Source organism: Saccharopolyspora sp. NPDC003752, assembly GCF_053605825.1.
Window position 1 is genome coordinate 361,308 of record NZ_JBSGJZ010000003.1, and the last position, 20,566, is coordinate 381,873.

Consider the following 20,566-nt stretch of genomic DNA (forward strand, 5'->3'; position numbering starts at 1 on the left):
CACCGCGGTGTCACGATGGGTCGATGACCGATACGAAACCGGCCGCGCCCAGCACGGCCCGGCACGGCTACCAGGTCGACGTCGTGTGGACGGGCAACACCGGGCAGGGCACCAGCTCCTACCGCAGCTACGAACGCACCCACGAGGTGCGCGCGGCCGGCAAGGACGCCATCGACGCATCCGCGGATCCGGTCTTCCTTGGCGACGCGGACCGGTACAACCCGGAAGAACTGCTGGTCGCATCGTTGTCGCAGTGCCACATGCTCTGGTTCCTGCACCTGGCCGCGGACTGCGGCGTGGTGGTCACCGGCTACCACGACCAGGCGCGCGGGATCCTCGCCGAGAACCCCGACGGCTCCGGCCAGTTCGAAGAGGTGCGGCTCGCGCCCCAGGTCACGGTGGCCGACCGGGCGAGCGTGGACGTGGCGGAGGCGCTGCACGAGCGCGCGCACGAGCTCTGCTACATCGCGAAGTCGGTGACCTTCCCGGTCAACTGCACCCCGACCACCCGAATCGCGAACTGACGATCGAAGCCGTTCCAGACTCGCCCCGCATCGCGGTGCGAGTTGCCGGAGTGGGCTGAGCGGCTGCGCCGCTTCAAAGATCCGCTGCGAACGGCCCTAGCCGTCGGCCGCCTTGCGGTCGCGGTCGCGGAGGATGCGCTGGCGGGCCTGGTAGTCCCGCATCCGCTGCGGGTAGCCGACCTTGGCCACCTCGTAGAGCGGGATGCCGATCTTGCGGGTCAGCCGGTGCGCCGCCGCCGGGCCGTCCACCCGCCGCCGGGTCCACTCGCCGTCGTGCGCGATGAGCATCAGCGTCGTCTCGGTCACCGTCGTGCGCGGCTCCAGGTACCCCTCGACGCCGCGGCGCTGCGCCGCCCAGCCGATCAGGTGCTCGGTGTCCGCCGAGCTCGCGCCGCGCATCCTGCCGGAACGCCTCCCGCGGAACCGGTCGAACAGGCCCACCGGACTCGCCTCCCGTCGCTGGGGATGTGAAACAGCAGACGCTTCCGATGATGCCACCGCCCACATGGGGCGTGTGTGAAAAGCGTTCACTCCGGGCTGATCGGCGCCGACCTCGCAGTTGTGATCCGCGGCAGTGCAGCGCAGATCACCCGGCCCACGTCGCGTACGCCCGTCGTGTGGTGACAAGATGGCTCTCAGGCGCCCGTGAACGTCCTGTTCCGGCGGCGCCATCAGCTAGTCAACGATGCCTGTCGAGGAGTGCGAAGTGACCGACACGTCCGCCGATCTGGTCATTCTCGGCGGCGGTTCGGGCGGCTACGCCTGCGCCTTCCGCGCGGCCGAGCTAGGCCTGTCCGTCGTCCTTATCGAAAAGGACAAGCTCGGTGGGACGTGCCTGCACCGCGGCTGCATCCCGACCAAGGCACTGCTGCACGCAGCCGAGGTGGCCGACTCCGCCCGCGACGCCGACCAGTTCGGCGTCCGCGCCGCCCTCGAGGGCATCGACATCGACGGCGTCAACAAGTACAAGGACGGCGTCGTCGCCGGCCTGTACAAGGGCCTGCAGGGCCTGGCCAAGGCCCACAAGGTGACCCTGGTCGAGGGTGCCGGGACGCTGGTCGACGCGAAGACCGTCGAGGTCGACGGCACCCGGTACACCGGCAAGAACGTGGTCCTGGCCACCGGCTCCTACTCCAAGACGCTGCCGGGCCTGGAACTGGGCGGCAGGGTCATCGCCAGCGAGCAGGCCCTGAACCTCGACTTCATCCCGGAGAAGGTCGTCGTGCTCGGCGGCGGCGTGATCGGCGTCGAGTTCGCCAGCGTGTGGCGCTCCTTCGGCGCCGACGTGACCATCGTCGAAGCCCTCCCGCACCTGGTGCCCAACGAGGACGAATTCGTCTCCAAGCGCCTGGAGCGCGCCTTCCGCAAGCGCGGCATCAAGTTCAAGACCGGCGTGAAGTTCACCGGCGCGACCCCGACCGCCGCCGGCGTCTCGGTGAGCCTGGAGAACGGCGAGACCTACGACGCCGACCTGCTGCTCGTCGCGGTCGGCCGCGGCCCGAACACCGCCGGGCACGGTTTCGACGCCGCCGGCGTGCACATGGAGCGCGGCTTCGTCCGCACCGACGAGCGGCTGCGCACCAACCTGCCGGGCGTCTACGCCGTCGGCGACATCGTGCCCGGCCTGCAGCTGGCGCACCGCGGTTTCCAGCAGGGCATCTTCATCGCCGAGGACATCGCGGGGCTCAACCCGCAGCCGATCGACGAGGCCGGCATCCCGCGGGTGACCTACTGCCACCCCGAGGTCGCCTCGGTGGGCCTGACGGAGGCCGCGGCGAAGGAGCAGTACGGCTCGGTCGAGACGTTCACCTACGACCTGGCCGGCAACGGCAAGAGCCAGATCCTCAAGACCCAGGGCGCGGTCAAGCTGGTCCGCGCCACGGACGGCCCGGTGGTCGGCCTGCACCTGGTCGGCGACCGCGTCGGTGAGCTCATCGGCGAGGCGCAGCTGATCTACAACTGGGAAGCACTGCCGGAGGACGTCGCTCCCCTGGTGCACGCCCACCCCACCCAGACCGAAGCCCTGGGCGAGGCGCACCTCGCCCTGGCCGGCAAGCCGCTGCACGTGCACGGCTGACGTCGGCTCCCCAGTCAGCCAGCACCCCGCCACACCACGAGGAGTCAGCAACAGATGGCCTTCTCCGTTCAGATGCCGGCACTCGGCGAGAGCGTCACCGAGGGAACGATCACCCGGTGGCTCAAGCAGGAGGGCGAGACCGTCGAGGTCGACGAGCCGCTCCTGGAAGTCTCCACCGACAAGGTCGACACCGAGATCCCGTCGCCCGCCGCCGGCGTGCTCCAGCGCATCGTCGCCCAGGAAGACGACACCGTCGAGATCGGCGCCGAGCTCGCCGTGATCGCCGACAGCGGCGAAGCAGCGGCGCCCGCTCCGGCCGCCCCGGCCGAGCCCGCAGCCCCGGCACCCGCCGCGGAGCAGCCCGCCCCGCCGCAGCCGGAGGCCCCGGCTCCCGCTGCCGCCCCGGCTCCGGCCGGTGGCGCGACGGGCACGGACGTCAACATGCCGGCGCTCGGCGAGAGCGTCACCGAAGGCACCGTGACCCGGTGGCTCAAGCAGGTCGGCGACACCGTCGAGGTCGACGAGCCGCTCCTGGAAGTCTCCACCGACAAGGTCGACACCGAGATCCCGTCGCCGGTGGCCGGCACGCTGCTGGAGATCGCCGCCGATGAGGACGACACCGTCGAGGTCGGCGCCAAGCTCGCCGTGATCGGCGCCGCCGGCGCGGCTCCGGCCCCGGCTGCTCCGCCGGCTCCGGCGGCTCCGGCCCCGGCCCCGGCTGCTGCCGCTCCGCCTCCCGCCGCTCCCCCGGCCCCGCCGGCGGCCCCGGCTCCCGCTCCGGCCGAGCCGGCGTCGGCCGCCGGTGCGCCGTACGTGACGCCGCTGGTCCGGAAGCTGGCCAACGAGCACGGCATCGACCTGTCCGCGATCAAGGGCAGCGGTGTCGGCGGCCGGATCCGCAAGCAGGACGTGCAGGCCGCGATCGACGCCAAGCAGGCCCCGGCGCCCGCCGCCGCGGCTGCCCCGGCCGCCGTTGCACCGGCCGCTCCGGCACCGGTCGCGGAGCCGTCGGCGGAGGCCAAGGCGCTGCGCGGCACGACGCAGAAGATGTCCCGCCTGCGCCAGCTGCTGGCCCGCCGGATGGTCGAGTCGCTGCAGACCGCGGCGCAGCTGACCACGGTGATCGAGGTCGACGTGACCCGCATCGCCCGGCTGCGGGACCGCGCCAAGGCGAACTTCGAGGCCGCCGAGGGCGTCAAGCTGTCGTTCCTGCCGTTCTTCGCCAAGGCCGCGGCCGAGGCGCTGAAGCTGCACCCGAAGCTGAACGCCTCGATCGACGACGAGAACAAGCAGGTCACCTACCACGGTGCCGAGCACCTGTCGATCGCGGTGGACACCGAGCGCGGCCTGGTCTCGCCGGTGATCCACGACGCCGGGGACCTCAACCTCGGTGGGCTGGCCCGCAAGATCGCCGACCTGGCGGCGCGGACCCGGAACAACAAGATCAAGCCGGACGAGCTCTCCGGCGGCACCTTCACCATCACCAACACCGGTAGCCGCGGCGCGTTGTTCGACACGCCGATCCTGAACCCGCCGCAGGTGGGCATGCTCGGCACCGGCGCGGTGGTGAAGCGCCCGGTGGTGGTCGCCGACGAGAACGGTGGCGACACCATCGCGATCCGCTCGATGGTCTACTTGGCGCTGACCTACGACCACCGGCTGGTCGACGGCGCGGACGCCGCCCGCTTCCTCGCCACGCTCAAGCAGCGTCTGGAAGAAGGCGCCTTCGAGGCCGACCTGGGCCTCTAAGAGCTGTTTCGAAGGCGGTTTGCTCAGCGGTGCGGGTAGCCGCTTGTGAAACAGAACCTCTGATCCGGCGATAGCGACAAGGGCCGCTCACCTCCACGGTGGGCGGCCCTTTCGCTTCGATCCCGGCGGAATCGCTCGCACCGCGCCCGCCGGTGCGGGACGATTCCTGGCATGCGCGTGGTTGTCGCCGGTTCATCCGGGTTGATCGGCACGTCCCTGGTAGCCGCGTTGCGGCAGGCCGGGCACGAAGTGGTCCGGCTGGTTCGCCGGCTCCCTACCGCTCCCGACGAGCGGGGCTGGGATCCGGAGGGCGGCCAGCTCGACGCGGACGCGCTGGACGGCGCCGACGCGGTCGTGAACCTCTGCGGCGCGGGCATCGGCGAAAGGCGCTGGAGCCCGGAGCGCAAGCGGCAGCTGGTGCACACCCGGGTGCGGCCGACCGAAGTGCTCGCCGAGGCCGTCGCCGAGCGGGGCGTCCCGGTGCTGGCGAACGGGTCCGCGGTCGGGTTCTACGGCGACAGCGGTTCGAAACCGGTGACCGAGGCGTCCGAGCCGGGCTCCGACTTCCTCGCCCGCCTGTGCCAGCGCTGGGAGGCGGCGACCAAGCCGGCCACGGACGCCGGCGTGCGGGTGGTGCGACTGCGCTCCGGCCTGGTGCTCGCCCCTTCCGGCGGGCTGCTCGGCCAGCTCCGGCCGCTGTTCTCGATGCTGCTCGGCGGCCGCCTCGGCGACGGCACCCAGTACATGTCGTGGATCTCGCTGGACGACGAGGTCAGTGCCATCCGGTTCGTGCTGGAGCGGCCCGGGGTGTCCGGCCCGGTCAACCTCACCGGCCCGGCGCCGGTCACCAACGCGGAGTTCACCCGCGCGCTGGGCGAGGCGCTGGGCCGGCCGGCGCCGTGGATCGTGCCGGGCTTCGCGCTCCGGATCGCCCTCGGCGAGCTCGCCGACCAGGCGCTGACCGGGCAGCGCGCGTTGCCGACGGTGCTGGAGTCGGAGGGTTTCGCGTTCCAGCACCCGTCGGTCGGGGCGGCGCTGGCGGCGGCCGTCTCGTCGTGAGCCTTCGGGCGTCGCCGCTGGACCCGGGGCGTAGCCTGGCCGCGTGAGTCGTGCCAACACTTCGTGCCGCGCATCCGCCGATCCGATGGCCGTGCGCAACCTGGGAACCATCGATTACCTCTCCGCCTGGGACCTGCAGCGCGAGCTGGTCAACGGCCGCGCCGAGGGGCTGAACCCGGACACCCTGCTGCTGCTGGAGCACCCGTCGGTCTACACCGCGGGCAAGCGCACCTCGCCGGAGGACCGCCCGACGGACGGGACGCCGGTCATCGACGTCGACCGCGGCGGCAAGATCACCTGGCACGGCCCGGGGCAGATCGTCGGCTACCCGATCGTGCAGCTGGCGGACCCGATCGACGTGGTCGACTACGTCCGCCGCCTGGAGCAGGCGCTGATCTGGGTGTGCGACCAGTTCGGGCTGGAGGCGGGCCGGGTCGAGGGCCGCAGCGGTGTCTGGTTCCCGGCCGACGACGGCCGTCAGGAGCGCAAGATCGCGGCGATCGGCATCCGGGTGCAGCGCGGCATCACGATGCACGGGCTGGAACTGAACTGCAACGCCGACCTGACCAGCTTCGACCGGATCGTGCCGTGCGGCATCGCCGACGCGGGCACCACCTCGCTGAGCGCGGAGCTCGGCCGGACGGTCGAGGTGACCGAGGCGATGCCACTGGTCGAGAAGGGCGTGCGGGACGCGCTGGACGGCACGCTGCCGCTCAGCGAGCGCAACATCCCGCGCGAGCAGCCGACCGCGGCCGGGGTGACGCTCTCGCTGGACCCGAGCCTGCGCTGATCGGGGTCGACCGACGAACCGAAATCCACTCCTCTAGTATTCCGTAATTACGGACTACTAGAGGAGTGGATGTCATGCCGCTGTCCCGCCGCCGCCTGCTCGCCGCCACCGGGGCCGCCGTGCCGCTGCTGCTCGCCGCACCCTCGGCCGTCGCGCAACCGGCCGCCCCGCCCGACCTGGCGACCCCCGAGGGCTGGCTGACCTGGATCAGCGCGAACCGCGACAGGTTCGGCCTCGTGGTCGACGACGGGCACGGCAACCGGCTGCTGCACCGCCCGGACGCAGCGCAGCCGCTCGCCTCGGCAGTCAAGGTCGTGCACCTGGCCGCCTACTCCGCCGCCGTCGCCGAAGGCAGGCTGGACCCGGAGGAACAGATCCGCCTCGGCGACTGGGAACGCTTCTACGTGCCGACCGACGGCAACGCGCACGCGACCACGCTCAAGCACCTCGGCATCCCCACCGATCCGACCGGCCTGCACGCGGCGGACCCCGATCACCGGGTCAGGCTCGACGACATGGCCTCGGCCATGATCATGTTCAGCGACAGCGCGGTCCCCGACTTCCTGCGCAACCGGCTCGGTGACGCCGCGCTGCGCAAGGCCGCGGCGGCCGGCGGCTGGGCGCGGCCGGACATCCGGTCCATGTGCGCGGAGTACCTGTTCCTGCTGCCCGAGTTCGCGCCACCGGCGCAGCTGCCCACCCCGGCCCGGCGAATCTTCGGCTACGCCCTGGAACAGCGCTACAGCAACGACGCCGACCTGCGCAAACGCGTGCTGGACCGACTGATGCGCAACGGCCTGCCGCCGTACGAGCAGCAGCTCAGGTGGGGGTCGAAGACGATGTCGTCGACCGCGAGCCAGCTGGCCTCGCTGCACCGTGCCATCGCCACCGGCGGCGTCCCGGCCGAGGCCGCCCGCACCCACCTGGAACGCCCGCTCAGCGGCCACCTGCCGCCGGGCGTGCTCGGGATCGGCATGAAGGGCGGCAGCCTGCCCGGAGTCCTGACCTGCGGGATGTCGGTGCGCCGCCAGGACGGCACGGTCGCGTGGGGCGCCCTGCTCGCGCACGGCGATGTCACGCTGGAACAAGTCGGCACCGGCGATCCGGGCCTGCCGCTGCTGCTCGCGATGCAGCAGCCGGAGTGGCGGGACCGGCTTGCACGGGCGCTGGCCGGCTGAGGCAAGCTCGTCCGGTGACATCGGAGGACTTGCACCAGCGGATCGCCGCGCTGGAAGAGCGCGTCGCCGCCCTCGAAGGAGGGCGACGGGCCGACGAGGTCGAGCCCAGCGGCGGCGTCGTCCAGTACCAGGGCAGCCTGGCCGAACCGGTCGAGCTGGAGTGGCGCATCCACGTCGACCCGGCCTGGGTGCTCGGCATGGACGACGGCCCGCGCACGGACGTGCTGGCGGCGCTCGGCCACCCGGCCCGGGCCGCGATCGTGCGCCTGCTGGCCCAGCGGGGCGCCCAGCCCGCCGCCGCCCTGCAGGAAGCGGCGGACCTGGGCTCCACCGGGCAGCTCTACCACCACCTGAAGAGCCTGACCGCGTGCGGCCTGGTGGAGCAGGACAAACGCGGCACCTACCGGCTGCGCGCCCAGGCGACGATCCCGGCCCTGATCCTGCTCACCGCGGCCTCCGACATCGCGGGCCAACTCGGCCCGCGCTGAGCAGCGGTCCGGCCCGGCCTGCGCCAGATGCTCTCCGCTGGTCAGTCCCGCGAGCACGTTAGGTTGCTACAGGAACCAAAGTACTCACGGACAGCTGCGGAACCGCCGAAGCGTGGAAGCCGTCGCGCCCAGCGGTTCAAGGCCTACGCAGAGCCTGGCGGAGGACCTGGGCCAGGTGGGTGCCCTGGCGGTCGGTTCCCTGGGTGATCTGGGTGCGGCAGGAGAAGCCGTCGGCCAGGATCAGGTCGTCGGCGTCGGCGGCGCGGACCTTCGGGTAGAGCTCCTGCTCGGCGCAGGCATGGGAGACGTCCCAGTGCCCGCGTTCGAAGCCGAAGTTGCCCGCCAGGCCGCAGCACCCGGCCGAGATCACGTCGGTGTCGACGCCGACCCGGGCCAACACCTCGCGGTCGGGGTCGTAGGAGCCCTTGGCCTCCTGGTGGCAGTGCACCTGGGACACCGCGCGCACGTCCAGCCGCGCGAAGGGCCACGGCCCGTCGTGCTCGGCGACGAACTCGGCGAAGGTCCGGGTCTGCGCGGCGAGGCGCTGCGCGCGGGGATCGTCCGGCAGCAGCTCGGTCGCCTCGTCGCGCAGCATCACCGTGCAGGACGGCTCCAGCCCGATGATCGTCTGCCCAGCGGCCAGGTGCGGCGCCAGAGAGGCCAGCGACCGGGCCAGCACGCGCCGGGCGGTCGACAGCTGACCGGTCGAGTGCCAGGTCAGTCCGCAGCAGACGAAGCCGTCCGGCAGCACGACCCGGTAGCCCAGCGCCTCCAGAACCTCCACGGCCGCCCGGCCGACGTCGGGGCTGAGGAAGTTGGTGAACGTGTCCGGCCAGAGCACCACTGTCCGCGCCCCGTTCGACGCGCGTCGACGCATCCACCGGGACAGCGACCGCGGTGCGAACCGGATCATCTCGCGGCGGGGTTCGATCCCGCCGAGCCGCTTGACCAGCGCCGCGACCGGCCGCCTCGACAGCAACACGTTCGCGGCCGATGCCGTCCCGGGCACCGATGCGAGCAGCTTCGCCCACAGCGGCAGCCAGCCCATCGAGTAGTGCGCCATCGGCCGGACACGTCTCGCATAGTGGTGGTTCAGGAACTCGGCCTTGTAGGTGGCCATGTCCACATTGACCGGACATTCGCTTGCGCAAGCCTTGCAGGACAAGCACAGATCCAGCGCTTCCCGCGTCTCCTCCGACCGCCATCCGTCCGAAATGGACTCCCCGCGCAACATCTCGGCGAGCACCCGGGCACGCCCGCGCGTGGAGTGGACCTCGTCCCGCGTCGCCTTGAACGACGGGCACATGCTCCCGGTGTCGAGCGAGCGGCACGCGCCGACGCCGACGCAGCGGTTGACCGCCGCCGCGAACGATCCCCGGTCCCGGTGCAGCGCGTGTACCGGCGTCACCTCCAGCGCCCGGCGCCCGGGGCCCGGCCGCACGTCGGCGTCGATCGGCGCGGGAGCGACCAACACACCGGGGTTCAGTGTCGAATGTGGATCGAAGATGTGTTTGAACGCGGCGAAGCAGTCCAGCATCGGCCGCGAATACATGGTGCCGAGCAACTCCGAGCGCGCCCGCCCGTCACCGTGCTCACCGGACACCGATCCGCCGTGCGCGGCCACGACCTCGGCTGCGGCGGTGATGAACGACCGGTACCCGGCGAGACCTTCCTCGGTGCCAAGCTCGAAATCCACCCGCAGGTGCAGGCAGCCTTCCCCGAAGTGTCCGAATGGGACGCCGCGCAGCCCGTGCTCGTCCAGCAGTGCGTACAGGTCACGCAGGTACGCGGCCAGGTTCTGGGGCGGCACCGCGGAGTCCTCCCAGCCCGGCCACGCCTCGCCGCCGTCGGCGAGCCGGGTGACGATTCCCGCGCCGGATTCCCGGATCCGCCACAGCGCACGGGTTTCCGCCGCATCCGTCACCACCGATGACTTCACCGCGTCGACCCGCTCTATCGCGAGCCTGGCGAGCTCGTGAGCCCGCTCCTCCGCGTCGGCGAGCGACGCGCCCCCGGCCTCGCAGTAAAGCCACGCCTGACCCGCGGGCAGGACGTCCCCGGCGTTGGCCTTGCCGGGCCGTGACCGCAGCGCCGCGAGCAGGTCGGCACCCATCCCTTCGACGGTCATCGCCCCGGCCGCGGCCAGCTCCGGTGCGACTTCGGCGGCGCGGTAGACGTCCGGGAAGCCGAGCACGAGCAGGGCTCGGGCGGCCGGTGTTTCGACGAGCCGCACCGTCGCCTCGGTGATCAACCCGCAGGTGCTTTCGCTGCCCACCAGCGCCTTCGCCACGTCGAAGCCGCGTTCCGGCAGCAGGTGCTGGAGGCCGTAGCCGGACACCTGCCGCCCGAACCTGCCCAGCTCGGTGCGCAGCAGCGCGAGGTTGTCGCCGACCAGCGCGCGCAGCCGCTCGTCCGTTCCCGCGTCGCCGCTGGAGGTACCGGTAACGGTCACTTCGCGGCCATCGGCGCGCACGATGCGCAGCTCGATGACGTTGTCCGCGGTCGTGCCCCAGACCACCGAGTGAGAGCCGCAGGCGTTGTTGCCGATCATCCCGCCGATGGTGCAGCGGGAATGGGTAGAGGGGTCGGGCCCGAAGGTGAGCCCGTGCTCGCTCGCGGCGGCCCGCAGGTCGTCGAGCACCACGCCTGGTTGCACCCGCGCGGTGCGCGCCTGCGGGTCGATCTCGACGATCCGGTTCATCCGCCGCGAGAAGTCGAGCACCACGCCGCGACCGATGGCGTTGCCCGCCACCGATGTCCCGCCGCCGCGCGCCGTCACGGGCACCCCCGCGTCGGCGGCAGCCCGGACGACGGCCGCGACGTCCGCGGCCGAGCGGGGTTCGACCACGACGATCGGCACCTGCCGGTAGATCGAGGCATCCGAGGCGTAGGCGGCGCGCGTGGTCCGGTCCGCGCGCACCAACCCGGGCAGCTCTGTTTCGAGTTTCCGTTGCAGTGCAACCGCTTTCGCCTCGTCAACCACGAGCACACCTCTTCCGCCACAAGACCGGACAGCAATCCGAACGTTATGTTGCATGCAACAGTTGCATGTTACGTTCTACCGCACCGCGGAGGAAGCACGTCGAGAGGCTCCGCTTTCCGCGACCGGAAACCGTGTCAGCAGGCAAGGAGGCCAGACATGCCACGGGAAGCGCCACCGAAGACCGAGCCCGACGTCGGCCGCAGCGCCCTGCGCAAGGCCACCCGCAGAATCATCCCGATCCTGATGGCCGGGTACATCATCAGCTACCTGGACCGGATCAACATCAGCTTCGCCAAGTTCGGAATGGAGGAGAGCTTCGGCATGAGCGCGACCGCGTACGGTTTCGCCGCCGGGGTGTTCTTCATCGGGTACGTGCTGTTCGAAGTGCCCAGCAACATGATGATGCGCAAGGTCGGGGCGCGGCTGTGGATCAGCCGGATCATGATCAGCTGGGGCCTGATCGCGGCGGCCATGGGCTTCGTGCACAGCGCGGAGTGGATCTACGTGCTGCGCTTCCTGCTCGGCGTGGCCGAGGCGGGCTTCTTCCCGGGCATCATCCTGTACCTGACGTACTGGTACCCGGCCGCGCAGCACACCAAGATCATCTCGACGCTGATGATGTCGATCCCCATCTCCGGTGCCATCAGCGGGCCGATCAACGGCTGGATCCTGGACACCTTCGACGGCGCGTGGGGCATGGAAGGCTGGCGCTGGGTGTTCATCATCGGCGGGGTCCCGGCGGTCCTGCTCGGCGTGGTGTTCCTCGCGACTCTGACCAACAAGCCCGCGCAGGCGAAGTGGCTGACCCCGGCCGAACGCGACTGGCTGACCGACACCGTCGCCGCAGAGGAGCAGGCCCGCAGCGAAACCGCGCCGAAGGGGCACGCCGCGGTGTTCCGGGACAAGAAAGTGCTCGCCCTGGCGCTGGTGTACTTCCTGCTGCAGTGCGGCGCCTACCCGCTCACCTACTGGATGCCGTCGGTCATCGACGATGTCGGCCAGGGCCTGACCCCGACCCAGCTCGGCTGGCTGACCGCGGTGCCGTTCGCCTTCGCCGCGATCGCGATGTACCTGGTCGGTCGGCTGGTCCGCAAGGAGGGCTCGGCGGTGCCAGTGGCCATCGCGCTGGGCATCTCGGTGCTGGGCTTCGCGGGCACCGCCACCACGCTGAGCACGCCGATGCTGGCCTTCCTGCTGATCACGATCGCGACGATGGCCGCGCAGACGTCGAAACCGCTGTTCTGGCCGCTGTCCACGCTGTACCTGTCGGGTGCAGCCGCCGCCAGCGGGATCGCTCTGATCAACTCGCTGGGCAACGCCGCCGGGTTCATCAGCCCCTACGCGGTGGGCTGGATCCAGGACGCCAGCGGCGGCAACAACGGGTTGTCGATGATCGTGATGATCACCGCGAACCTGTTCGCGGTGATCATCGTGGCGCTGCTGAGCAGGTCGCGCAAGCACGCCTGACCGCTCGCACCGTAGTCGGGGCGACGGCAAGGGGGACCGTCGCCCCGACTACGATTCGGGGCGACGGCAAGGGGGACGCAGTGGACCGGTTGTCCGAGGAGCCCACCAAAAGCGAGCGGCTGGCCGTCGCGGTACGCGACGCGATCCGCAGCGGTGAGCTGGCGCCAGGACGCCTCTACTCCGCGCAGGAGCTCGGCGAGCGCTTCGGGGTCTCCCGCACCCCGGTGCGCGAGGCGTTGCTGAAGCTGGCCAACGCGGGCCTGGTGCGCATCGAGCGCAATCGCGGCGCGAGGATCCTCACCAGCACGGACAAGGACATCAACGAGGTCTTCACCCTGCGGCTGCTGCTGGAACCGCCGGCGGCTGGGCGGGCCGCCGGGCAACCGGCGTTCCCGGTGGCCGACCTCGACGCCGCGTTGGCCGACATGCGCGCCAACCAGGACGACCGCGAGGCGTTCTTCGCCGCCGACCGCGCCTTCCACGCCGTGATCCTGCGGGCCAGCGGCAACGAGCGGCTGGCGGAGTTCGTCGCCGGGCTCCGCGACGCGATCTCGCTGCAGGGCCGCCGGACCGTCCCCAGTGGACGCAGCCCAACGGAGATCCTCGCCGAGCACGAGGAAATTGCTGCGGCGGTCTGTGCAGGCGACCGCGAGCTGGCCGCCCGCATGATGCGCGAGCACCTGATCAGCACAGCGGAACTCCTGCTCGCCGACGACCGCACCGAACTCCGGGAATGGCTGCGCTGACCCCGCTCAGCCGATGAGCGAGAGACAACTCCGACACGCAACGTCCAGAGATCGGCACCTCTTTCGCCTGCCCAAGACCCGTGAGCACGTTGGGTTTCTATAGAGCCTGTTTCCAAACTCGCTCTGCGTGGCGGTGCGGGTGGCGGCCCCCATGCGGGAGTTACTGCCGCCTTCCACGACATCCAAAACAGCCTCTACAGCCACCCAACGTACTCACGGTCAATGACCTGGGCGAACGTCCACCCAGATGCACACGATCAGCCTTGAATCCCAGCGAGGAAACCGATCCGGTCAAAGGCGCCCTTCAGCGGAGAAGCATCAGAGCTGGGTGGCGACCTCGGCGGCGACCACGTCGAGGTGGTCCAGGTCGGCGAGGTCGAGGACCTGGAGGTAGAGGCGGGTGATGCCGGTGCGCTCCCGCCAGGCCCCGATCTTGTCGACGACCTCGTCGGGCGTCCCGGCCAGGCCGTTGAGGCGCAGCTCCTCGGGCTCCCGGCCGATGGCGTCGGCCCGGCGCGAGACCTCCGCGTCGTTCTTGCCGACGCACAGCACCAGCGCCGCGGACCGCACGATCTCCTCCTGCGGCCTGCCGATCGCGGCGCACGCCGCCGCCACCCGCTCGAACTGCTCCGCCGCCGCGTCCAGGCCGACGAACGGTAGGTTGAACTCGTCGGCGAACCGGGCGGCCAGCTCCGGCGTCCGCTTCTTGCCCTGCCCGCCGATCAGCAGCGGCGGGCGCGGCTGCTGCACCGGCTTGGGCAGCCCCGGCGATTCCTCGATCCGGTAGTACCGGCCGTCGTAGTTGAAGTGCTCGCCGGCCGGGGTGCCCCACAGCCCGGTGATGATCTCCAGCTGCTCGGCGTAGCGGTCGAACCGCTCCTTCAGCGGCGGGAACGGGATGCCGTAGGCGGTGTGCTCCTCCTCGTACCAGCCGGTGCCGAGGCCGAACTCGATGCGCCCGCCGGACATCTGGTCGACCTGCGCGACCGAGATCGCCAACGGCCCGGGCAGCCGGAAGGTGCCGGCCGTCATCAGCGTGCCGAGCCGCACCCGGCTGGTCTCGCGGGCCAGCCCGGCCAGCGTCACCCAGGCGTCGGTCGGACCGGGCTCACCGGACACCGCCCCCATCTTCAGGTAGTGGTCGGAGCGGAAGAACGCGTCGTAGCCGGTGTCTTCCGCGTGCTTGGCCACGCGCAGCAAGTCGTCGTAGGTCGCGCCCTGCTGGGGCTCGGTGAAGATCCGCAACTTGAAGTGTTCGCTCACGGTCCCCGAGGCTAGTAGCGGGGCTCTGCCCGCGCCGACCGCCGCCCGATCACGTGTTCCGCAGCCCGTCGAGGACCCGCTCGACGCACTCGCCGATGTCGGCTCGGGCCTGCTTGGGCGACTTCGACCCGGCGATCGCGGTGGCGCCCGCCGACAGCGAGCCGAACACCACGCGGGCCAGAGCCTCGACCGGCAGCGGGACGATGTCCCCCGACTCGACCAACGTCCCGACCACGCCCCGGACGACGCCGAAGGTGTAGGCCTCCTCCGCCGCCCGCCACCGCTCCCAGCCCATCACCGCGGGCCCGTCCTGCACGACGATGCGCTGGTAGGACGGCTCCAGGCAGACCTCCAGGAAGGCCCGCAGCCCGGACCGGGTGGCCTCCCAGGGGCTGCCGGTGGAGATGACCTCGGCGAGGCGGGCCACCACGCTCGTCTCCACCGCGTCGAAGGCCGCCTCGAACAGCGCCTGCTTCCCGCCGAAGTGGTGGTAGAGCGCGCCCTTGGTGACCCGGGCTCGTTTGGCGATCTCGTCCAGCGAGGCACCCGCGTAGCCGTGCTCGGTGAACAGCTCGACGGCGGAGTCCACCAGCGCCTGCCTGGTGCTTTCCGAGTACTCCACGCGCCGTGGTCGAGCTGTCGCCATGCTCACAACCCTATGACATACCGGCGGTACGGACTCGTGGTACCGTCGGTGCACCAACATACTCTCGGTATGCCGCACACCTGGGGTATCACCCCGGGCCCGATCCCGGAGAGCGAAGATGAGTTGGAACGACTTCCGTCGGCGGCAACAGGCGATCCAGACGGTGCTCGACGACGCGAGCCGAAACCCGTCCGAGGCCCTCACCCAGGTGCCCGCGCCCTTCCTCGACGCCACCGATGCGCTCCGCGCCCTGCAGTACAAGTGGACCCAGCAGCTGACCGGCCGCATCGGCGTCGCGCTCGCCGAAACCGATGACGCCCCGCACGCCGACCGGGTCCAGGCCGTCACCGCCGCGTGGCGGCGCACCGCGGAGGCCAACCCGGTGCTCCGCGACCTCCTGGACCGGCACGAATCGGATCCGGTGCTGCGCGGCGACATGGCCCGCGAGCACCGGCTGCTCGCCATCGCCGCCGGGCTCGCCGAGCACACCGAACCCGCCGATGACGTGGCCCGCGTCGGCCGCGCGTTCTTGCAGCTGGTGCGCATCACCCCGGAGCCGTCCCCGCAGTGCATCGGCGGCCGGCTCCGGAAGCTGATCCCCAGCTTCTGACCGCCCCGGAGCCGGTCACCGCTCGTGAGCACTTTGGATCGCCATAGCGATCCAAAGTGATCACGACTCTTTGACCAGCGGAAAAGCTCTCCGGCGATCAGGCGCGATGCTGCATCCACTGGCGGGTCGCCGCGTCCGCCGGAGCCTGCACCAGCAGCAGCGCGGAGCCGTCCGGCTGCAGCAGCGAGCACTCGAAGCGCAGCCGGCGGCCGTCGACCGCCACCGTGACCGGCCAGCCACCGAACTCGCGGACCGCCCGGCAACTCCACCAGTGCGCGAGGTCCGGGCGCAGCTCCTGCAACCGGTCCACGACGTCGTCGCCCGGGAACCGGTCGGCACGCGCCCGGAACCGGAGGAAGAGCTCGTAGAGGAACCGCTCCTCCGGCACCAGCAGGTCCTGCAACCGCCCGCTCCCGGCGAAGGCCAGCAGCAGGTTCGGGCGGCCGGACAACTCCGGTTCCGGCCACACCGCCGCGTACGCCTCGTTGCCCGCCAGGACGTCGAACCGGTGGTTCAGCACGAGCGCCGGCGTCAGCGGCCAGCTGTCCAGCATCGGCCGCAGCCGCTCGACCACCCCGTCATCGCCGGCGTCGTCGGACACGAAACCGCCCAGCGCCAACAGGTGCCGCCGCTCGTCGAGCCCCATCCGCAGGGTGCCGGCGAGGGCCTGCAGCACCTCGCGCGAAGTCCGCACCCTCCCCTGCTCCAGCCACGTGTACCAGGCCAGGCCGACCCCGGAGGCCGCCGCGACCTCCTCGCGACGCAGCCCCGGCGTCCGCCGCCGCCCGGTCGCGGGGAGGCCGAAATCGGCCGGATCGAGCCGCTCCCGGCTCGCGCGCAGGAACGCGCCGAGCTCCCGGCGCCGGGGGTCCGCTGCGGTGCTCACGTCGCCAGCCTATGACCTGGGATCACCGCATGAACCGGCTCCTGGATGAGATCCCGGCAGCCGGACAGGCTGGGGCGCGTCCACCCGGAACCGAAAGGAACAGCCCGTGCCCCAACAACTCTGGCGCCGCGACCCCGACTCCTCGAACCTGCCGGCGCCCCGGACGTTCGTGCGGGTGTTCGTCGCCGCGGACCAGCTCGAACCGACCACGGCCTGGTACGAGCGGCTGCTCGGCGTCGAACGCGACATGGTCCTGCCGTACCCGGAGAAGGACCTCGCACTCACCGCGGTCGGCGGCTTCCTGATCATCGCGGGCACCGACGAGTCGCTGGCCCCCTTCCGCCGGACCGTCGGCACCCTGCTGGTCCCCGACATCGACCCGTACGAGGAGCGGTTCCGGGAAGACGGGCTGGAATTCGTCCAGCAGCGGTTCCGCGCCCCGGTCGGCGAGGGCTTCACGGTCCGCCACCCGGACGGCACGGTGATCGAGTACGTCCACCACCGGCCCGCCGCCCACGAGCTCAGCTGACCGGCTGCGGCACCCGTCGCACCAGACTGGGCAGCGGCAGCCGGACCGCGTGCCCGGCGGTCAGCGCCCGCCGGGCACGCACCGACGCGATCATGCCCCGCACCTGGGCCTGCGGCTCGACCGAGTCCTGCCGCACGAGCTCCACCGGCCACGCCAGCACGTGGCAGAGCTTGAGCAGGAACACCACCGGCAGCACCGCGATCTCCGCGAGCAGCTCCAGCGTCGCGCCGGTGAACAGCACCGCGAACCAGAGCACGAACGGGATGGCGATGATCGCCGAGATCGGGTCGTCGCCGAGACCGCTGGGCAGGCTGTCCATCGCGTCCTCGAACGAAAGCCTGCGGCGCCACAGGAACCAGCGGCGACGTCCGTAGGGGCTGAGCCGGCGGGAAACCAGCCGCCACCGCCGCGCGCTGATCTCCACCGGCTGGAGCTCGGCCTGCTCTGCCGCCAGCAGGGCGCGCGCGTCGTCCAGCCCCGGATTGGCGCCCAGATGCTCGCGCAAGGACCGGCGCAGCCGGCGAGCCGCGGCCAGGCTGCCCACCCGGATCACGCCCGCGCGGCAACCCCGGCTGCTGACTTCCAGCCGCCACCCCGTCCCGGCGACCCGCACGATCAACGCGAACGGCAACAGCACCAGGACGAGCAGCAGCTCCAGCCAGCAGCCCAGCAGCACGGGCACGAGCAGCAGGAGCCAGGCCAGCCGGAGCGCCACCGAGATCGGTCCTTCGCTCAGCCGCGGCCAGCGATCCCCGGCGAGGTGCAGCCGCACGACGCGGGACCACGGCGCCCATCTGAGGCGAACTGCCCAAGAGGTTGTCGACACGACTGTGCAGTATGACGCGCGAGATCACGCGAAACCGAAGCGCCTGGTAGTGACCCCTCCCACCTTCTCGAACCGGTTGTGTCAGGGGCGTAGCCTGTCGTCGTGACTGTCGCGCCGGAGGGCCGGAAGCTGCTGCGGCTGGAAGCCCGCAACAGCCAGACGCCGATCGAGAAGAAGCCGTCGTGGATCAAGACCCGCGCACGGATGGGCCCCGAGTACCAGGAGCTGAAGGGCCTCGTCCGCCGCGAGGGCCTGCACACCGTCTGCGAGGAAGCGGGGTGCCCCAACATCTTCGAGTGTTGGGAGGACCGCGAGGCGACGTTCCTCATCGGCGGGGACCAGTGCACCCGCCGATGCGACTTCTGCCAGATCGACACCGGCAAGCCGGCCGAGCTGGACGTCGAGGAGCCGCGCCGGGTGGCGGAGTCGGTGCAGGCGATGGGCCTGCGCTACTCGACGGTCACCGGTGTCGCCCGCGACGACCTGCCCGACGGCGGTGCCTGGCTGTACGCCGAGACGGTCCGGCAGATCCACGCGATGAACCCGGGCACCGGCGTCGAGCTGCTGATCCCGGACTTCAACGCCGACCCGGACCAGCTGGCCGAGGTGTTCGGTTCCCGCCCGGAGGTGCTCGCGCACAACCTGGAGACGGTGCCGAGCGTGTTCCGGCGGATCCGGCCGGGCTTCCGCTACGAGCGGTCGCTGAAGGTGATCACCATGGCCCGCGACGCCGGCCTGGTGACCAAGTCGAACCTGATCCTCGGCATGGGCGAGACGCCGGAAGAGGTGCGCCCGGCGCTGCAGGACCTGCACGACGCCGGTTGCGACATCATCACCATCACCCAGTACCTGCGCCCCAGCCCGCGGCACCACCCGGTGGACCGCTGGGTCAAGCCGGAGGAGTTCGTCGAGCACACCGAGGCCGCCGAGGAGATCGGCTTCCCCGGTGTCATGGCGGGCCCGCTGGTGCGGTCCAGCTACCGCGCCGGCCGCCTGTACGCCAAGGCCACGGTGCACCGCGGCATGCCGCTGCCGGAGAACCTGTCCCACCTGGCCAAGGCCGGCACCGCGGCCCAGGAGGCCACCAGCCTCCTCAACCGCTGACGCTTTCCGCGTGCAGGGCACCGCCGGGCGGCCACGCCGCTCCGCGGTGCCCTTCGCCGTTCACCCGGCCGTGTTTTCGGGTCGGAGTTCACGGGTCGGTCACGCATCTCGGACCGCACCTGCACCCGGCGCGGACCGGGCCGTATCCTGAAAACCATGGCCAAGCAGGACAAGGCCGCCAAGAAAGCGGCGGCCAAAGCAAGGCGCCAGGCAACACGGGGCCGGATCAAGCAGATCTTCGAGGCGTTCAAGATGCAACGCCGGGAGGACAAGCTCCTCCTCCCGCTGATGCTCGGGGCGTTCCTCGGCGTGACCGCCGTGGTGTTCCTGCTGGGCATGATCTGGAGCCTGCACTGGGTGTTCCTCCCGGTCGGCCTGGCCTTCGGGCTGCTGGCCGCGGTGATCATCTTCGGTCGGCGCGTGCAGTCGACCGTCTACCGCAAGGCGGACGGCCAGCCCGGCGCCGCCGGATGGGCCCTGGACAACCTGCGCGGCCGCTGGGTGCTGACCCAGGCCGTGTCAGGCACCGCCCAGCTCGACGCCGTGCACCGGCTCATCGGCCGCCCGGGGATCGTGCTGGTCGGCGAGGGCTCGCCGCACCGGGTCAAGTCGCTGATGGCGCAGGAGAAGAAGCGGATCTCCCGGCTCGTCGGCGAAACCCCGATCTACGAGATCACCGTCGGCCACGAGAAGGACCAGGTGCCGCTGAGCAAGCTGCAGCAGCGCATCATGAAGCTGCCGCGCAACATCGGCCCGGCCCAGATCGACTCGATCGAGAACCGGCTCGCGGCGCTCGCCAGCCGGGGAAACTCGCTGCCCAAGGGCCCCATGCCGCAGGGCGCCAAGATGCGGAACGTGTCGCGCGCCGTTCGCCGCGCGAAGTAAGAAGCGACGAGGACGAAGAAGCGGGCCCGGGTCGAACAACCCGGGCCCGCTTCTTCGCGTCGCGATCCTTCAGCGGCGGAGGACGATGGTGCCGGTGAGCCGGTCGTGCCAGGAGCGGCCGTCGAAGTTCCACACGACGGCCGGGACGATCAGCCCCGTCAGGACGCAGCGCACCGCGGCCCGCCACGGCCCCACCATGACCGCGCCGTCGACCCGCGCGACCCAGATCCGCATCGCCGCCATGCCCGGCGTGGCCCCGAAGAAGGTCACCGGGACCACGGTGATGACCACCCAGGCCACCAGGCTCCAGTTCTGCGGGTAGTCCGGCGCGGTGAACAACGCGGCGACCAGCGCGGCCAGCACGATGTCGATGAGGAACGCCGCCATCCGCCGGCCCACCGGCGCCGCCGCGCCGGGCCCGCTCTCCGGCAGCCCCAGCCGCTGGCCCCGCCACTCGGGCCGGGTCTCGTTCGCCTGCTCGCGCGCCTGTTTGAATGCGCTCTTCGGGCCGTCCAGCCACGATCCGACTTTTCGCACGTCACCCAGGGTACGTGCCGCCCGCGCTGGCGCTGTCGGAGCATCACGTTCGGCCACTGCGCGCAAGCCCTACCACCCGAACAGGCGGCAGTTAACGCCCGCGAAACATTCGGGTGACGACGGGGCAACACCCCTGACATAACGTTGGCTACGAGCCGGCGGCGGAACCCCATGGCATGGCGGTCGGTGAGCTGTACGAGTGCGGTTAGGAGCCACCGA

At 71.2% G+C, this 20,566-nt stretch carries 20 protein-coding genes; 13 read left to right on the forward strand and 7 right to left on the reverse strand.

What is annotated here, in order from left to right; translation table 11 throughout:
• Positions 1–23: 23 nt before the first annotated feature.
• On the forward strand, positions 24–524 hold the full coding sequence (locus ACWEV3_RS06870) for an OsmC family protein (RefSeq protein ID WP_093277666.1): 501 nt from the start codon (positions 24–26) through the stop codon (positions 522–524).
• A 96-nt stretch (positions 525–620) separates the two neighbouring features.
• Here the strand turns inward: ACWEV3_RS06870 and ACWEV3_RS06875 are convergent, their stop codons facing one another.
• Positions 621–965 carry an oxidoreductase gene (locus tag ACWEV3_RS06875; protein ID WP_132482709.1) on the reverse strand — a complete coding sequence of 115 codons (345 nt, stop codon included), beginning with the start codon at positions 963–965 and terminating at the stop codon, positions 621–623.
• A gap of 265 nt (positions 966–1,230) precedes the next feature.
• Here ACWEV3_RS06875 and lpdA point away from each other — a divergent pair, with 265 nt between their 5' ends.
• From lpdA to ACWEV3_RS06905, 6 genes are all read left to right on the forward strand, one after another.
• Complete coding sequence (gene lpdA / locus ACWEV3_RS06880) at positions 1,231–2,601, forward strand: dihydrolipoyl dehydrogenase (RefSeq protein WP_452612950.1); 1,371 nt, start codon at positions 1,231–1,233, stop codon at positions 2,599–2,601.
• Between the two features lie 54 nt (positions 2,602–2,655).
• Entirely contained in the window at positions 2,656–4,350 is a 1,695-nt protein-coding gene (gene sucB / locus ACWEV3_RS06885; protein WP_452612951.1) for a 2-oxoglutarate dehydrogenase, E2 component, dihydrolipoamide succinyltransferase, read from the forward strand.
• A 171-nt stretch (positions 4,351–4,521) separates the two neighbouring features.
• A complete protein-coding gene (locus ACWEV3_RS06890) occupies positions 4,522–5,409 on the forward strand; it encodes a TIGR01777 family oxidoreductase (RefSeq protein WP_452612952.1) in 888 nt (295 codons plus the stop codon).
• 43 nt (positions 5,410–5,452) lie between these two features.
• Positions 5,453–6,199, forward strand: a complete 747-nt coding sequence (gene lipB / locus ACWEV3_RS06895) for a lipoyl(octanoyl) transferase LipB (RefSeq protein WP_452612953.1) — start codon at positions 5,453–5,455, stop codon at positions 6,197–6,199.
• 74 nt (positions 6,200–6,273) lie between these two features.
• A complete protein-coding gene (locus ACWEV3_RS06900; protein WP_452612954.1) occupies positions 6,274–7,377 on the forward strand; it encodes a serine hydrolase in 1,104 nt (367 codons plus the stop codon).
• Between the two features lie 14 nt (positions 7,378–7,391).
• Positions 7,392–7,865 (forward strand): ArsR/SmtB family transcription factor, encoded by a 474-nt coding sequence (locus ACWEV3_RS06905; protein ID WP_452612955.1) that lies wholly within the window; start codon positions 7,392–7,394, stop codon positions 7,863–7,865.
• A 136-nt stretch (positions 7,866–8,001) separates the two neighbouring features.
• Here ACWEV3_RS06905 and ACWEV3_RS06910 read toward each other — a convergent pair whose 3' ends face one another.
• Positions 8,002–10,854, reverse strand: a complete 2,853-nt coding sequence (locus tag ACWEV3_RS06910; protein WP_452612956.1) for an FAD-binding and (Fe-S)-binding domain-containing protein — start codon at positions 10,852–10,854, stop codon at positions 8,002–8,004.
• 150 nt (positions 10,855–11,004) lie between these two features.
• Here ACWEV3_RS06910 and ACWEV3_RS06915 point away from each other — a divergent pair, with 150 nt between their 5' ends.
• Positions 11,005–12,315: an MFS transporter gene (locus tag ACWEV3_RS06915; protein WP_452612957.1), complete on the forward strand. Its 1,311-nt coding sequence runs from the start codon at positions 11,005–11,007 to the stop codon at positions 12,313–12,315.
• 80 nt (positions 12,316–12,395) lie between these two features.
• Complete coding sequence (locus ACWEV3_RS06920; RefSeq protein WP_452612958.1) at positions 12,396–13,061, forward strand: GntR family transcriptional regulator; 666 nt, start codon at positions 12,396–12,398, stop codon at positions 13,059–13,061.
• Positions 13,062–13,379: 318 nt separating this feature from the next.
• On the opposite strand, the gene ACWEV3_RS06925 is transcribed toward ACWEV3_RS06920, so the two are convergent.
• Both ACWEV3_RS06925 and ACWEV3_RS06930 read right to left on the reverse strand, forming a co-directional pair.
• Positions 13,380–14,324: an LLM class F420-dependent oxidoreductase gene (locus ACWEV3_RS06925; protein WP_452612959.1), complete on the reverse strand. Its 945-nt coding sequence runs from the start codon at positions 14,322–14,324 to the stop codon at positions 13,380–13,382.
• Positions 14,325–14,373: 49 nt separating this feature from the next.
• The gene (locus tag ACWEV3_RS06930) at positions 14,374–14,970 is read right to left on the reverse strand and encodes a TetR/AcrR family transcriptional regulator (RefSeq protein ID WP_452612960.1); all 597 of its coding nucleotides are present in this window, start codon (positions 14,968–14,970) and stop codon (positions 14,374–14,376) included.
• Between the two features lie 118 nt (positions 14,971–15,088).
• Here ACWEV3_RS06930 and ACWEV3_RS06935 point away from each other — a divergent pair, with 118 nt between their 5' ends.
• Positions 15,089–15,580, forward strand: a complete 492-nt coding sequence (locus ACWEV3_RS06935; RefSeq protein ID WP_132482693.1) for a hypothetical protein — start codon at positions 15,089–15,091, stop codon at positions 15,578–15,580.
• Between the two features lie 97 nt (positions 15,581–15,677).
• On the opposite strand, the gene ACWEV3_RS06940 is transcribed toward ACWEV3_RS06935, so the two are convergent.
• Positions 15,678–16,466 carry a helix-turn-helix domain-containing protein gene (locus tag ACWEV3_RS06940; RefSeq protein WP_452612961.1) on the reverse strand — a complete coding sequence of 263 codons (789 nt, stop codon included), beginning with the start codon at positions 16,464–16,466 and terminating at the stop codon, positions 15,678–15,680.
• A 106-nt stretch (positions 16,467–16,572) separates the two neighbouring features.
• Here ACWEV3_RS06940 and ACWEV3_RS06945 point away from each other — a divergent pair, with 106 nt between their 5' ends.
• Entirely contained in the window at positions 16,573–16,995 is a 423-nt protein-coding gene (locus tag ACWEV3_RS06945) for a VOC family protein (RefSeq protein ID WP_452612962.1), read from the forward strand.
• Here the strand turns inward: ACWEV3_RS06945 and ACWEV3_RS06950 are convergent.
• The gene (locus ACWEV3_RS06950; protein WP_452612963.1) at positions 16,988–17,821 is read right to left on the reverse strand and encodes a hypothetical protein; all 834 of its coding nucleotides are present in this window, start codon (positions 17,819–17,821) and stop codon (positions 16,988–16,990) included. The two genes, ACWEV3_RS06945 and ACWEV3_RS06950, sit on opposite strands and share 8 nt — an antisense overlap.
• 102 nt (positions 17,822–17,923) lie before the next feature.
• Here ACWEV3_RS06950 and lipA point away from each other — a divergent pair, with 102 nt between their 5' ends.
• Together lipA and ACWEV3_RS06960 are read left to right on the forward strand one after the other, a co-directional pair.
• Positions 17,924–18,925: a lipoyl synthase gene (gene lipA / locus ACWEV3_RS06955; RefSeq protein ID WP_452612964.1), complete on the forward strand. Its 1,002-nt coding sequence runs from the start codon at positions 17,924–17,926 to the stop codon at positions 18,923–18,925.
• A gap of 156 nt (positions 18,926–19,081) precedes the next feature.
• On the forward strand, positions 19,082–19,810 hold the full coding sequence (locus ACWEV3_RS06960) for a DUF4191 domain-containing protein (RefSeq protein WP_452612965.1): 729 nt from the start codon (positions 19,082–19,084) through the stop codon (positions 19,808–19,810).
• A gap of 69 nt (positions 19,811–19,879) precedes the next feature.
• On the opposite strand, the gene ACWEV3_RS06965 is transcribed toward ACWEV3_RS06960, so the two are convergent.
• A complete protein-coding gene (locus ACWEV3_RS06965) occupies positions 19,880–20,347 on the reverse strand; it encodes an RDD family protein (RefSeq protein WP_452612966.1) in 468 nt (155 codons plus the stop codon).
• Between the last annotated feature and the right edge of the window lie 219 nt (positions 20,348–20,566).